We start from the raw sequence: 13,820 nt of genomic DNA on the forward strand, positions 1-13,820 counted from the left end.
CTTATTCTCCTGCCTTTGCTACATTTGAAATATCCATTGGCATTTCTTTATTGATAAAACCGCCATTTGGATTTTTATCACTTGGCTTAACAGCTTTTTTAGCGATTTTACAACCTTCAACAATTACTTTATTTGTCTTAGGAAATACTGCTAAAACTTTACCTGTTTTGCCTTTGTCATCGCCTGCGATAACTTTTACCATATCATTCTTTTTAATTTTTAATTTCATTACAACACCTCCGGTGCTAGTGAAACAATTTTCATAAAGCCACCATATCTTACTTCACGACCTACTGGTCCAAAAATACGTGTTCCGATAGGCTCTCTTTTAGCATCAAGAATAACTGCTGCATTTTCATCAAAACGAATTAAAGAACCATTGTCTCTATGAATTTCTTTTTTAGTTCTAACGATAACTGCTTTTACCACTTGACCTTTTTTAACTTTACCATTTGGTAGAGCTTTTTTTACAGATGCAACGATTACATCACCAACAGTAGCGTATCTTCTTTTGCTACCACCTAAAACCTTAATACACATTAATTCTTTTGCACCGCTATTATCAGCAACTGCAAGCCTAGTAAAACTTTGAATCATTACTCAACTCCTGCTGATACTATAGTTTTTAAGCGAAATGATTTTCTCTTAGAAAGTGGTCTACATTCAATAGCAACTACAGTATTTCCCACTTTAAGTTCATTTCTTTCATCATGAATTAAATATTTTTTAAAGCGTTTTACGATTTTTCTGTATTTTGGGTGAACCACTTTTCTTTCAACCAAAATTGTTGCTGTTTTATCTCCAGCAATTTGAACAACAACGCCTTGAATTTCTCTTTTAAATGCCATTTTCTATCCTTATTTTAAAGCGCTAATTGCAGTATTGATTCTAGCGATGTCTTTTTTAACTTCGCTAATCTCTTTAGGATTAGTTAGCTGCATTGTTTTTAGCTTTTGTCTTAAAGTAAATAAAAGCACCTTTTTTTCTTTTAGCATTGTTGCAAGCTCACCTGCTGTTTTATCTTTAATCTCAGTATATTTCATTTTGGCTCTCTCTTGTAACAAACTTAGTTTTAAATGGCAATTTATGCATCGCTAAAGTTAAAGCTTGTCTTGCCATTTCTTCATTAACCCCTGCCATTTCATAAATAATACGACCTGGTTTAATGTTCATTACCCATTCCTCAACTGCACCTTTACCTTTACCCATACGAGTTTCTAAAGGTTTTTTAGTTAGAGGTTTATCTGGGAAAACTCTAATCCAAGTTTTACCTTGTCTTTTTACAAAACGAGTTAAAGCAATACGAGCTGCTTCGATTTGGCGTGAATTGATACGGCCAGCTTCAGTTGCTTTTAGGGCAAAATCACCAAAAGTAAATTCAGTCCCTCTGTTGGCATAACCTCTGTTACGCCCTTTCATCATTTTACGATATTTTGTTCTTTTTGGCATTAACATGATTATTTACCTCTTCTTGCTCTTCTAGTTTTTTTAGCTGGAGCGTTTTCTTCGGTTTTTTCAGGTTGAACACCCTTTTGTAAAACTTCACCTTTGAAGATCCACACTTTAATACCTATATTTCCATAAGTAGTATGTGCTTCTGCAAAACCGTAATCGATTTTTGCTCTTAAAGTGTGAAGTGGAACACGACCTTCTAGGTACCATTCAGTTCTTGCCATTTCAGCACCACCTAAACGGCCTGAAACTGAAACTTTAATCCCTTTAGCACCTGCTTTTTGCGCTCCTTGAATTACTTTTTTCATTGCTCTTCTAAAAGCAATTCTTTTTTCAAGTTGAGTAGCAACACTTTCAGCTGCAAGCTGAGCTGAAGCACCTGCTTTTCTTTCTTCTTTGATATTGATATTAACTTCTTTTTTGATTAAATCTTGAAGTTCTTTTCTTAAAATATCAACATCACTACCTTTTTTACCAATAATAATCCCTGGTCTTGCAGCTACAACAGTTACTCTTAATTTTTTCGCTGTTCTTTCTACAAGAATTTGGCTAATTCCTGCATAATAAAGTTTTCTTTTTAAAAATGTTCTGATTTTATAATCTTCACCAATATTTTCTGCTAAATTAGCTTTTGTAGGAAACCATCTTGATTCCCAATTTCTATTAATTCCTAGTCTTAAACCAATCGGATTTACTTTTTGTCCCATATTAGCTTTCCTTTTTCACTGATGCTTTTTTAGCTTTTGTAGTTTTTTCAGCACTTGCTTCTACTTTACTAACTTCTACCAAAATGTGTGAAGTTGGCTTTCTAATACGACTAGCACTTCCTCTAGCTCTTGGTCTAAATCTTTTTAAAACCGCACCAGCATCAACACGACAACTTGAAACAACAACTTCATTTGCTTCAAATCCGCCATTTGCTACAGCACTTGAAATAGCATTTGCTATAAATTTAGCACCTTTATTTGGCATAAATTTCAAACTAGCTAATGCAAGCTCTGCATTCATACCTTGAACTTCTCTAGCAATCAATCTCGCTTTAGTTGGAGATAATCTTATGAATTTAATTAACGCTCTACTCATAAATCTCCCTTACTTACCTATTTTTTTCTGAACAGAGCCCTTATGACCCTTAAATGTTCTAGTAGGTGCAAATTCACCTAATTTGTAACCGATATGATTTTCAGTAATATATACTGGGATAAAGCTTTTTCCATTATGAACATTAAAAGTTAAACCTATCATATCAGGTATAATAGTGCTGCGTCTTGACCAAGTTTTAATTGGCTTACCATCGTTAGCTTTTTTAGCAGCGATGACTTTTTTCATTACATGGTCATCAACAAAAGGACCTTTTTTTAGTGACCTAGCCATCTTACTTTCCTTTTCTTCTTGAAATTATTAGCTTATCGCTAGCTTTTTTACGGCGAGTTTTAGCACCTTTAGTTGGTTTACCCCATGGAGTAACTGGATGACGGCCTGAATTTTTCTTACCTTCACCCCCACCGTGCGGGTGATCAACTGGGTTCATCGCAGAACCTCTTGTTTGAGGACGAATACCTCTATGGCGGTTTCTTCCTGCTTTACCGATAGTCACATTTGACCATTCTTCATTACCAACTTCACCGATACTTGCCATACATTCAGCTAAAACTTGTCTCATTTCACCACTTGCAAGTCTTAAGATAACATATTTTTCTTCTTTACCCATTAATTGAGCATAAGCACCCGCTGAACGGATCATTTGTCCACCTTTGCCCGGTTTTAACTCGATATTGTGTACAATAGTACCCACTGGGATGTTTCTTAATTTCATAGCATTACCTGGTTTAATGTCAAGTCCGCTTTCAGCAGCGCAAATAACATCACCAACGCTTAAACCTTTTGGTTGTAAGATGTATCTTTTTTCACCATCTCTATAAGAGATTAATGCAATACGACAATTTCTGTATGGATCATACTCGATTGCTTCAACTTTACCTTCAATACCAAATTTTCTTCTTTTAAAATCTATAATTCTGTAAAGTTTTTTAGCACCTGCTTCTTTATGACGGCTTGTGATTCTACCATTATTGTTACGACCTGCATGAGCTGGAAGTTTTACAAGTAATGAACGCACACTAGCTTTTGCTGTGATATCATCAGAGCTTACACCTGTGATGTATCTTCTACTTGGAGTATATGGTTTATAAGTTTTAATTGCCATCTTATGCCTCCGAACTTTCTAAGCTCACACCTTCTGGTAGCTTAACATAGAATTTTTTAAAGCTATTTCTTTGACCTTCACGACCTCTAAAACGCTTTACTTTTCCATCCATTTTTAAAGAATTAATTCTTACTGGAGTTACACCAAAATATTCTCTTAAAACTTCTTTTAAACCATTTTTAGTCATTTTTGGAGAAGTTTGAATAACTACAACACCTTGCTCTTGAAGGTTTAAGCTTTTTTCAGTGTAAAGTATTGTTTTTATATCAGTAATATCTGCCATTTTAACCCTCTTTTACGATAGATTCAAGCGCTGCTTTTTCAATGATAACAGCATTAAATACAGATACTAAATAAGCATTTACTTCGCTAATATCAACTACATAGCAATTTGCTAAGTTTCTAAAAGCAAGAAGTGTTTTTTCATCTAGTAAATCTTTTACAATTAAAGCATCTTTTAAACCAAGCTTTTTAATAACTGCATTTGCATCTTTTGTTTTACCGCTTTCAATGCTTAAACTATCTACTGAGAATAATGCATTGTTTTGTGCTTTATCAGCCAATGCTCTTTCAAGCGCTAAGCGTTTTTGTTTTTTATTAACTTTTTGGAAATAATTACGATTGTTTGTAGGGCCAAATGCTACAGCACCACCAACCCAAACATTCGTTCTTGTTGAACCTGCTCTTGCACCACCACGACCTTTTTGTCTCCATGGTTTTTTACCACCACCGCTTACATCGCTTCTACCTTTAGTATGAGCTGTGTTTGCTCTAAGGCTAGCAAGATAAGATTTTACATATAAATAAAGGTTGTGAGGATTAACTTCTGCATATTTTGCTGGAAGATCGAGTTCACTAGCTTTTTCAAATTTATCATTTAAAACAGTTACTTTACTCATTTTGCAATCCTTATTTTACCCATAGCACCATTAAATCCTGGTACCGCACCTTTTACTACTAAGATGCCATTTTCTTCATCAAATGAAACTACTTCATTTTTAACAGTAACTTTTACATTACCATAATGACCTGCCATTTTCATACCTGGTTGAACACGACCTGGCCATTCGCGGTTACCGATTGATCCGTGGCGTCTGTGGAATCTTGAACCGTGACTTGCAGGACCTCCGGCAAATCCGTGTCTTTTAACAACCCCACTATAACCTCTACCTTTAGAATTAAAGCTTACTTTTAAGATAGAAGCTTCTTTTAAAGGATTAAGATCAATATCACCTGCTTCTGTGTTTGCTACTTCTAAAGAAGCAAATCTATTATATTCAGCTGAAAGATTGTATTTTTTTTGCTGACCCGCAATGCATTTATTATTTGCTTTGCCTTTTACATAAGCAACCAAAGCTTTTCCATTTTCTACTTCACATACTTTAGTTTGAACAAGTTTAAGTAAGGTTACAGGAATGCTTGGTGTGCTGATTGTTCTACTCATACCAATTTTTTCTACAATGTATTCCATATTCTATCCTTATTTACCCATAGCTCTTACTTCAACATTGACCTCTGGAGCCAAGTCAAGCTTAGTGAGTGAATCTACTGTATCTGGAGTAGCTGCTACAATATCAAGCATACGAGCATGAATTCTCATCTCAAATTGTTCGCGTGAATCTTTATTGATGTGTGGAGATTTCAAAACTGTGTATCTTTTGATTTTTGTAGGCATTGGCACTGGACCTCTGATGTCAGCACCTGTTCTTTTAACAGCTTCTACAATTGCTGCAACTGTGCGATCTAGAACTCTGTGGTCATAAGCTTTTAGCTTAAGCCTGATTCTTTCCATATTTTTTCCTTTGTAAAGAACTCGTTAGACCCATAAGAATCTAACCACCATATAAAATGATGTTGAGATTATATAAAAAGAGCCTTTGCTATGTCAAGAAATTTATACATTTTTTTTAATTATTTTCCTTTTAAAAAGGATAAAAATTAAATTTTATAAAATTTACAAGATTTTTTATACATTAAGAAAATCTAAGAAAAAATATAGTATGATTTCAAAATCTAAAGGGGCATTAGCTCAGCTGGGAGAGCACAACGCTGGCAGCGTTGGGGTCAGCGGTTCGAACCCGCTATGCTCCACCATTAATTGCAAAGAAATTTATGAAATCACTACAATTTTTTTACGATAATTACCCAAAATTTCAAAAATTTGATGAAAGAAAAATTCAAATTCAAACCCATAAAAACATCATTATAAAAGGTGGTTTTGCAAGTGGTAAGAAAAATTTAATTTTAAATTTTTTATCTTTGTACAAAAGTGAAAATATACTTTTTATCGATTGTGATGATTTGAAATTTCAAGCAAGTGCTTTGGTAAATTTAAATTCGTTTTTAACCTATAATCCACAGATTAAATTTTTAGCACTTTGCAACTTTGCTCATAATTTTGACTTTGCCAGTTTAAAACACCTTAATTTGCAAATCATAATAAGCGTTTGTGATAGCAATTTTCATTTAGATTATTTTGAAGAACTTCATTTAGATTATTTAGACTTTGAAGAATTTTTAAGCTTAAACAAAAAATATGCTGACACTAAAACCATGGTAAGTTATTTTTTACATACAGGACGCAATGTGATTTTAAATCACAACTTTAACACAAACTCATCATACTTAAGAAGTTTTTACACTCCATTAGAGCTTACCATACTCAAACAAATTGCCTTAGAACTCGGGAATGAATTTAGCGTTAATGAGCTATTAAAAACACTAAAAAATACTATAAAAATTTCCAAAGATACCTTATATAAAAGCATAGAAAAACTAGAATCAAACTACACTTTGTATTTTGTAAAAAATCTTGAAAAAAATTTAAAAAAAGTATATTTTTGGGACTTTTCACTAAAAAATTCTCTAAGCATACAAAAAGACTTTAGTGCTTTGTTTGAAAATTTGATTTTAAGCGAGTTGTTTAAATTTGAACAAGAAATTTTTTATACCAAATATTTTGATTTTTACTTACCAAGTCTTAAAAATGCATTTTTATGCTCGCCCTTTAAAGATAAAGATTTACTTAGTTTAAAAGTCAAAAAAATACTTAGTAAAAACCAACTTGCACTTTCGACTATTTATATCATCACGCTTTCGCAAAGAGATGAATTTTTCATAGAAGGGGCGCGTGTGATGATTTTACCTTTTGATGAGTGGGCTTTAGGAAATTAATCTAACTCATCAAGCTTATGTTGATTTATGATAGAAATAATAAGCTTGGTATAATTACTTTTAATCTCTGAATATTTTTCCAAATGACTTGCCGCTTCTTTGCCATCAAGTTTTTCATTTTGATTTATAGCATCCCACCGCCAAGCTCTAAATTCCTTATAAGCATCATGACGATTTAAATTTAGCAAGTATGAATCCACGCTTTCTTGCAAGGTATCAAATATACGAATTTTATGAGTTTTACCTTCACTTCTTTCTTTTGGAATCAAACCTTTCTCGCCCCAAGTCCATTCTCCAAATAAATTATTTGCTTCTTTAGCAAAACGACTTGTACCAGTTGCGCTTTCAATAATTGCTTGAGCTATGGCTAAAGATTTTGGAACTTTTTGGATACGCAGTTGGTATTCCTTGTGATCGTATAAATTTTTAACGCGATATTTTTCTTTTAAAAACCATAGTTTTTGCACAGCATTAGAATTTAGTTTTCTAAAATTACTCTTTAAAGCTTCCTCAAAAAAAATATCTATAAATTCTTTTTCATTTTCAATTTCTTTGAAAGAAACATCTAACAAAGCATTGATTTTTTTGATAAAAACTTCACGCTTTTCTTTTATACTTAAAGCATAATAATATTTATCAAAACCTGCTATAAATTCAGCTTTTAAAAATAAAAAACTACTAAGTAAAATTATAATCAGCTTCAAAACAGCACTTTACCTTTCCTCTGAAAAATATTTGATCATCCTCTAATCTAAAATATAAATTTTCTTTGCTTTTTGGTTTTACTAAAATATCATCTTTAACTTTTTGATTTAAATAAGCAAGATAAAAACAAGCTCCCATACCTGTACCACAAGCTAAAGTCTCATCTTCTACCCCGCGTTCATAGGTTCTAACTCTTATAAATTCTTCATTTTCTATTTTAGCAAAATTAACATTTGCATTATATTTTTTACGCACTTCTTTGCATAAATTTACATCAAATTCATTTAAATCATCAACAAAAGTCACCATATGTGGCACACCTGTATTACATCCTTGCCAAATTCTATCTTTATGTTTAAAAGCTTCTTTAATATCCTTCACTCCACTTAATTTAATCTCTACCATGTCATCATCAACAAATGATTTTATAAGTCCTGCTCCGGTTAAAAAATTTAAATATTGTGATTTTTTTAGATAATGATGAGCAAAATGAGCTGCTGCACGCGATCCATTACCACACATATTTGCTTTACTACCATCGCAATTATAAAATTCCCATTCAAAATCATATCTATCATGAGGCACAACTACTATAAGTCCATCAGCACCTATGCCCTCATAACGATTACAAAGAATTCTAGCTAACTCGCTACGATCTTTTTTTTCACCATCTGCAAATACTACAAAATCATTTCCGCTTGCACAATATTTATAAAATTTCATTTTTAACCTTTAAAGTATGTTTTAAAAAATTTAGCACATTTTCTTCAAATTTTTCATAACTTGAAATATTTTTTATCACAAAATCTGCTTTTTTTAGTTTTTCTTCTATATCAAGTTGCAAATTAATTCTTTTTAAGGCTTCATTTTCATCTAAATTATCTCTTTGCATTAATCTTTTTAATAAAATTTCTTTTGGAGCATAAATCAATATACTTTTTCCTAGATCTTGATAATGATTATTTTCAAAAAATAAAGGCAATTCTATAAAAAAAGCCTTGTTTTTTTTATCTAAAATTAGTGCTTTTTGTAAAATTTCTTCTTTGATTTTAGGATGTAAAAAACCTTCTAACTTTTTTTTGGCGTTTAAATCATTAAATACAATAGCACCAAGCTTTTTTCTATCTATTTTTCCTGCTATAAGTAAATCATCATTATCAAAAAGCTTAGCTATAGAATTAGCATTTTCATTTAAAAGCTCATGAGCTATCACATCTGCACTTAAAGTATCAAAACCCAAATTTTGAACTATTTTTATAAAGCTTGACTTTCCACCTGCTATACTTGAAGTCACAAAATAAGCATTTTGCATAATTTAACCTTAAAATATTTTTAGTTAAAATACCTTTTAAATTCTTAAAGGAAGATAAATGAATATAAGCTATGAAGATGCGGGCGTAAGTATAGACAATGGTAATACTTTTGTAGAAGCAATTAAGCCTTTAGTAAAAGAAACTTTTAATGAAAATGTTTTAGGTGGCATAGGTTCTTTTTCAGGCGCTTTTGCCATGCCAAGTGGTTTTAAAAATCCTGTTATGCTAGCAGCAACAGATGGGGTAGGCACAAAGTTGCGTCTTGCTATTGATAGTCAAAAATTTGACACAATAGGCGAAGATTTAGTAGCAATGTGTGTGAATGATTTAATTTGCAATTTTGCTACGCCTTTGTTTTTTCTAGACTATTATGCAAGTGCAAAGTTAGATGTAGAAGTAGCTAAAAAGGTTGTAGCAGGGATTACTAATGGTTGTAAAAAAGCAAATTGTGCCTTAATAGGCGGAGAAACTGCTGAAATGCCTGGAATGTATCATAACAATGACTTTGACTTAGCAGGTTTTTCAGTGGGCATGGCTGAAAAAGATGAAATAGATAGAAGAAATTTTGTAAAAAATGGAGATATTTTACTAGCTTTGCCTAGTAGTGGGCTTCATTCTAATGGATATTCTTTAGCTAGAAAAGTATTATTTGAAGTACAAAAGCTTAAATTTGATGATAAAATAGATGGTAAAAATTTAATCGATATTTTACTTGAACCTACAAGAATTTATGTAAAAGACTTTTTAAAATTAAAACCCTTCATCAATGCACTAGCTCATATAACAGGTGGTGGTTTAGTAGAAAATTTACCTAGAGTTTTTCCAAGAGGAATAGGTGCTATTATTAGAAAACATCATCTAAAAACTCCTGAAATTTTTTATCAAATAGGCCAAAGCGTAGAAGAAGCTGAAATGTATAGAAGCTTTAACATGGGTGTGGGCTTAGTTATGGTGGTAGATCCATCTAATGTAGGAAAAGTTTTAGAGAATTCAGATGCTTATGTAATAGGCGAAGTTGTGCTAAATGAAGGGGTTGTTTTAGAGTAATTAACTCCCTAGAGTTTGCTAATAAATCACATTGAGCTTAAAAATAAGCTTAATGTGATAGAGTGTATTTAATAAGGAGTTTATTGTTTTTAAATTATTTATAATACTAAAAATTTTTATAGTTTTTATATTCAACATTGGCACATTCTTAACTTTATTGTACCAATTGTGCTTTTTTAAATTTTTATTTTGTCATTTTATAATCTGTTTTAAGCAAACTCTGGGCAATTAATTAAACACTAAGCCTTAAAAGGCTTAGTTAATCATTATTAAAATATAAAGTCAAACTGTAAAAATCCCGTATGCGAATGAGAATTATTTGCAAAAGTTCCATTATAATTAAATGACATTTCTAAATCTTCTGCCAAAGAAAAAATCAAAGACGCACTTGCATATTGATAAGTTCTTGGCAAATCTAAGGTTTCACTTGCTTTTAAGTTTGCAAAATTTACTCTTGATTCTACTTCAGGATTAAAATTAATTCTTGCACCTGCTTCAAATGAAGTGCTAATTTGCGGATGCCATTTATTAAGCCATTTAAGAGATGCCGTACTTGAAAATAGATTTAATTCACTCTTATAATATCTTTCATGATTTAATGCTCCATCTCCATGCATGCTGAAAGCTTTTGTGAAACCACCTTCATAGTTTAAAGACACCTCAGGAGTAATTATATTATCTGCCCCATCTAAATAAAAATTCATACCGGTTCCAATACTTGCTCCATAACCATAGGTATCTGTATTACCATTAGCCTCTCTTTTTCCTTTATCAACAAATTTTTGCACATCATTTTTGGTATATGCTGCTTTGGTATGGAATTTAAAAAAGGCTTCTTTTATCTCATCTTCTAATAAAATATTAGAATACTTCAAACCAGCATACACTGTTTGCATTTTTAAAGAAAAGTAATCTTTAGTATCCATATTAGCTTCTTCGGTTCCTACATATGCTCCTAGCATACCTATATCTTTTAAGGTATGAAAACCTGCTACTACACCTTTAGTATTTCCTTTAGAATAATCATTTGTTCCTAAAAGCTTAATGCTATTAGATGAAAAATAAGGCAATATAAAGCCGTGATAATGCTCATCTGTATCAAAACCTACTAAGTCTTTATTTGTTTTATGATTATTGTGTATTCTTGCATGTTTGTAAGCCATTCTTGATGCATCGTCTAAAACAGTATCAAGGAAGAATGATCTCATCATATAAGTGTTAATTATTGTTTGAGCCATAACAGAACCCACACCAGCACTTACATCTGCTAAGGTTTTATATTGTCCTGCTATAGGATCATAAACTAAATTTAATAAATCATTGTTTGAACCAACATTACCTACTCCTATGTTACCACCACTGCCAGTATTATTAACTATATTGTCAGGATTGATAGGTTTGCTTGCATCAAAATTTGGATCTGAAGTATCTACTGTGATATTATCTATATTTGTAGAACCACTACCACTACCGCCTACATTAATAGCTCCATCAAAGCTACCATCTTCATTTGGTTTTACTATCCAATCATCTACAACAACATTACCATTACCATTATTAGTAATGTGATTACCATCTTTATCAGGTTTAACTGTACCTTGGTTATCTATATTAACATCATTATTACCATTATTAACTATACCACCGCCGATATTACCATTGGAACCATTTGAAATAGAAGTATTACCGCCGCCACTACCTACAGTGATAGAGCCACCTAAATCTCCATCATTTTTGATTTCTAAATCACCGTTGTTATTCTCAATAGAACCGCTGATAGAACCACTATTGTTAATTGAGCCTAAATTACCATTGTTTGTAATATCTCCGCCTATATTACCATGACCACTATTGATAATCTTATCTACAGAAGAATCTTTACCTATAGATACATCCCCTGTAATTTTTCCATAATCATCATTAATGATATTGCCTACTTTCGATCCATTATCAACGCTAACATCACTACTAATAAGCCCATTACCAGAATTAGAAATATTAGTAACTTCGCTACTATGATCAACTTTAATACCACCAGTAATCTCTCCTTGCCCAGCATTGATGATGCTTCCAACTATACTTCCATTATCAACGCTAACATCTCCTGAAATTTTACCAGTAGAAACTCCATTATTATAAAAAGAACTTGCCAAAGCACCATTGATAATATTCTCAACTTTAGAGTGATTATCTACTTTTACACTACCGCTAATCTCTCCACTTCCAGCATTGATGATACTATCTATCTGTCCTTTATTATTAACCTCTATAAAACCCTCTATTTTACCATTATCTTGATTTATTATACCACCTACTATAGAAGAGCCTTCTCCATCCACTTTTATAGTTCCGGTAATCTTAGCATTATCTTTATTTAAAATACCAGCAACCACACCACCGCTATTGATTAAAATAGATCCACCTATATTAGCACTATCAGCATTTACAATACCAAATCCATTCTCACCACCTGAGATCATACCTTTATCTTTAACCTCAATAGTTCCTTTTAAAGCAGATCCTCTGCTTAAATAAATTCCAGCAATTCCACCATGTATTGCAGAATTTTCTCCAGCTATAGTTGTGTTTTGATTTAAATATGCGTGATCAAAATACATCCCATAATCACCACCATATACCACGCCACCATTTTTTATAGATATATCGCTTGTAGTAGAACCTGTACTTAATAAAATACCACTTTCTCCTCCATAAATACTAGCATTATCAACATATAAATCTCCTAATGTTTGCCATTGACTTATATTTATACCATGTCTTTTAGCTTTTATTATTCCACCATCTTTTATGTCTAGAGTTTCAAATTTACCATAAGATACAGCAATTCCATCATGATTTGATTCTATAGTGCCCGTATTAGTAATATTTTCTATTTTACCACCGCCTTCTAGCTTAATAGCTGCACTCCAATCATTAGTTCCTGTAGAAATTATATTACCAGAATTGTTTATAGTTCCAATATTTCCTCCATAAACAAAAATGGCAGCAGCGTTGCCATCATTAATAGTTCCGCTGTTTTCTAAATTATCTAATGTAGAGTTCCTAATATAAACACCATAACCATTTCCACTTATAGTTCCGCTGTTTTTTAAATTTTGCAATGTAGCACTATCAACTCTAATACCATGACTTCCACTTCCAATTATGGTACCTGTATTATTAAGCGTTTCTAATTTACCTCCATTATCAACTTTTATACCATTAGAACCACCTTTTATAGTTCCGCTGTTTTCTAAATTTTTTAAAGTAGTATTTTTGGTTGTTACACTAACACCGGCACTAGAGCCTTCAATTAAACCTGTATTAGTTATTTTATCTACAGTAGAACTATCCCATATTTCTATACCATGATTATTACCATTAGCTGTACTTTTTATTGTACCAGCATTATTAATGGTTACATTAGTAGCACTATCCATAATTTCTACAGCATGTTTACTTGAGTTTGTAACACTACCACCCTTGTTAATAGTTAAAGTACCACCATCACTTCCATTTATGGTTACTGTTCCTGTTTGTTTATCATTTATAGTACACTCTGTACCACTACAATTACCACCACTAATATTTTTTGAATTTTTTACTTGTTTGGTTTTAGTATTTTTAATACTACTATTAGAATTTTGACCATTTATAGTTACTATACTAGCATTGGCACAGGTTGCCAAAAAAGATATAGTCGCTAAAGATAAGAAAGTTTTTTTAACAAAAGAAAGATTATTGTTTGAATAAGATGATTTTAAAGTGGGATTATTTTCACATACCCCCCCCCCATAAAATAAGACATTAAAACTCCTTGATTTATTAAAATTTTTTGTAATGATAAAAAATAATTATTAATATTTTTTAAATATGATAGTGCTTTTGTTAATTATTTGTGTAAATTAGGATATTTTTATTGT

Annotated in this window: 19 protein-coding genes and 1 tRNA gene; 3 read left to right on the forward strand and 17 right to left on the reverse strand. The window is 31.8% G+C overall.

Annotated features, from left to right (window positions below; translation table 11 throughout):
• Nucleotide 1: 1 nt before the first annotated feature.
• The 13 genes from rplX to rpsJ are packed head-to-tail and all read right to left on the reverse strand — an operon-like array spanning nucleotide 2 to nucleotide 5,450.
• Nucleotides 2-229 (reverse strand): 50S ribosomal protein L24, encoded by a 228-nt coding sequence (rplX, locus tag L8W56_RS01415; protein ID WP_012660822.1) that lies wholly within the window; start codon nucleotides 227-229, stop codon nucleotides 2-4.
• Entirely contained in the window at nucleotides 229-597 is a 369-nt protein-coding gene (rplN, locus tag L8W56_RS01420) for a 50S ribosomal protein L14 (RefSeq protein WP_012660821.1), read from the reverse strand. The genes rplX and rplN overlap by 1 nt, the downstream gene beginning before the upstream one ends.
• Entirely contained in the window at nucleotides 597-848 is a 252-nt protein-coding gene (gene rpsQ, locus L8W56_RS01425; RefSeq protein ID WP_039617148.1) for a 30S ribosomal protein S17, read from the reverse strand. Before rpsQ ends, rplN begins: the two co-directional genes overlap by 1 nt.
• A 9-nt stretch (nucleotides 849-857) precedes the next feature.
• Nucleotides 858-1,043: a 50S ribosomal protein L29 gene (rpmC, locus tag L8W56_RS01430; protein ID WP_012660819.1), complete on the reverse strand. Its 186-nt coding sequence runs from the start codon at nucleotides 1,041-1,043 to the stop codon at nucleotides 858-860.
• Nucleotides 1,030-1,455, reverse strand: a complete 426-nt coding sequence (gene rplP / locus L8W56_RS01435) for a 50S ribosomal protein L16 (RefSeq protein ID WP_012660818.1) — start codon at nucleotides 1,453-1,455, stop codon at nucleotides 1,030-1,032. The genes rpmC and rplP overlap by 14 nt, the downstream gene beginning before the upstream one ends.
• A 2-nt stretch (nucleotides 1,456-1,457) precedes the next feature.
• Nucleotides 1,458-2,159 carry a 30S ribosomal protein S3 gene (gene rpsC / locus L8W56_RS01440; protein ID WP_039617145.1) on the reverse strand — a complete coding sequence of 234 codons (702 nt, stop codon included), beginning with the start codon at nucleotides 2,157-2,159 and terminating at the stop codon, nucleotides 1,458-1,460.
• 1 nt (nucleotide 2,160) lies between these two features.
• Nucleotides 2,161-2,535, reverse strand: a complete 375-nt coding sequence (gene rplV, locus L8W56_RS01445; protein WP_039617143.1) for a 50S ribosomal protein L22 — start codon at nucleotides 2,533-2,535, stop codon at nucleotides 2,161-2,163.
• A gap of 9 nt (nucleotides 2,536-2,544) precedes the next feature.
• Nucleotides 2,545-2,826, reverse strand: a complete 282-nt coding sequence (gene rpsS / locus L8W56_RS01450; RefSeq protein WP_039664929.1) for a 30S ribosomal protein S19 — start codon at nucleotides 2,824-2,826, stop codon at nucleotides 2,545-2,547.
• 1 nt (nucleotide 2,827) lies between these two features.
• Nucleotides 2,828-3,658, reverse strand: coding sequence for a 50S ribosomal protein L2 (gene rplB, locus L8W56_RS01455; protein WP_039625087.1), 831 nt, complete (start codon nucleotides 3,656-3,658; stop codon nucleotides 2,828-2,830).
• A 1-nt stretch (nucleotide 3,659) separates the two neighbouring features.
• Entirely contained in the window at nucleotides 3,660-3,941 is a 282-nt protein-coding gene (locus L8W56_RS01460; protein WP_039617139.1) for a 50S ribosomal protein L23, read from the reverse strand.
• 1 nt (nucleotide 3,942) lies between these two features.
• Nucleotides 3,943-4,557 carry a 50S ribosomal protein L4 gene (rplD, locus tag L8W56_RS01465; protein ID WP_039617137.1) on the reverse strand — a complete coding sequence of 205 codons (615 nt, stop codon included), beginning with the start codon at nucleotides 4,555-4,557 and terminating at the stop codon, nucleotides 3,943-3,945.
• The gene (rplC, locus tag L8W56_RS01470; RefSeq protein WP_012660811.1) at nucleotides 4,554-5,129 is read right to left on the reverse strand and encodes a 50S ribosomal protein L3; all 576 of its coding nucleotides are present in this window, start codon (nucleotides 5,127-5,129) and stop codon (nucleotides 4,554-4,556) included. Before rplC ends, rplD begins: the two co-directional genes overlap by 4 nt.
• 9 nt (nucleotides 5,130-5,138) lie before the next feature.
• The gene (rpsJ, locus tag L8W56_RS01475) at nucleotides 5,139-5,450 is read right to left on the reverse strand and encodes a 30S ribosomal protein S10 (RefSeq protein ID WP_012660810.1); all 312 of its coding nucleotides are present in this window, start codon (nucleotides 5,448-5,450) and stop codon (nucleotides 5,139-5,141) included.
• 226 nt (nucleotides 5,451-5,676) lie between these two features.
• On the opposite strand from rpsJ, the gene L8W56_RS01480 reads away from it, so the two are divergent.
• Both L8W56_RS01480 and L8W56_RS01485 read left to right on the forward strand, forming a co-directional pair.
• Nucleotides 5,677-5,752: transfer RNA gene (locus tag L8W56_RS01480), tRNA-Ala, on the forward strand.
• Nucleotides 5,753-5,770: 18 nt separating this feature from the next.
• Nucleotides 5,771-6,832, forward strand: coding sequence for an ATP-binding protein (locus L8W56_RS01485; protein WP_263659181.1), 1,062 nt, complete (start codon nucleotides 5,771-5,773; stop codon nucleotides 6,830-6,832).
• On the opposite strand, the gene L8W56_RS01490 is transcribed toward L8W56_RS01485, so the two are convergent.
• The 3 genes from L8W56_RS01490 to coaE are packed head-to-tail and all read right to left on the reverse strand — an operon-like array spanning nucleotide 6,829 to nucleotide 8,849.
• Complete coding sequence (locus L8W56_RS01490; RefSeq protein WP_263659182.1) at nucleotides 6,829-7,536, reverse strand: glucosaminidase domain-containing protein; 708 nt, start codon at nucleotides 7,534-7,536, stop codon at nucleotides 6,829-6,831. The two genes, L8W56_RS01485 and L8W56_RS01490, sit on opposite strands and share 4 nt — an antisense overlap.
• Nucleotides 7,511-8,260 (reverse strand): diaminopimelate epimerase, encoded by a 750-nt coding sequence (gene dapF, locus L8W56_RS01495; RefSeq protein WP_133319131.1) that lies wholly within the window; start codon nucleotides 8,258-8,260, stop codon nucleotides 7,511-7,513. The genes L8W56_RS01490 and dapF overlap by 26 nt, the downstream gene beginning before the upstream one ends.
• Entirely contained in the window at nucleotides 8,247-8,849 is a 603-nt protein-coding gene (coaE, locus tag L8W56_RS01500) for a dephospho-CoA kinase (RefSeq protein WP_220566998.1), read from the reverse strand. Before coaE ends, dapF begins: the two co-directional genes overlap by 14 nt.
• Nucleotides 8,850-8,907: 58 nt before the next feature.
• Between coaE and purM the strand changes: the two genes are divergently transcribed.
• Complete coding sequence (gene purM, locus L8W56_RS01505; protein ID WP_263659183.1) at nucleotides 8,908-9,897, forward strand: phosphoribosylformylglycinamidine cyclo-ligase; 990 nt, start codon at nucleotides 8,908-8,910, stop codon at nucleotides 9,895-9,897.
• Between the two features lie 269 nt (nucleotides 9,898-10,166).
• On the opposite strand, the gene L8W56_RS01510 is transcribed toward purM, so the two are convergent.
• Nucleotides 10,167-13,586: an autotransporter outer membrane beta-barrel domain-containing protein gene (locus L8W56_RS01510; protein WP_263659184.1), complete on the reverse strand. Its 3,420-nt coding sequence runs from the start codon at nucleotides 13,584-13,586 to the stop codon at nucleotides 10,167-10,169.
• Nucleotides 13,587-13,820 lie beyond the last annotated feature (234 nt).

The sequence above is a fragment of the Campylobacter sp. IFREMER_LSEM_CL1085 genome (assembly GCF_025772235.1).
GTDB lineage: Bacteria > Campylobacterota > Campylobacteria > Campylobacterales > Campylobacteraceae > Campylobacter_D > Campylobacter_D lari_D.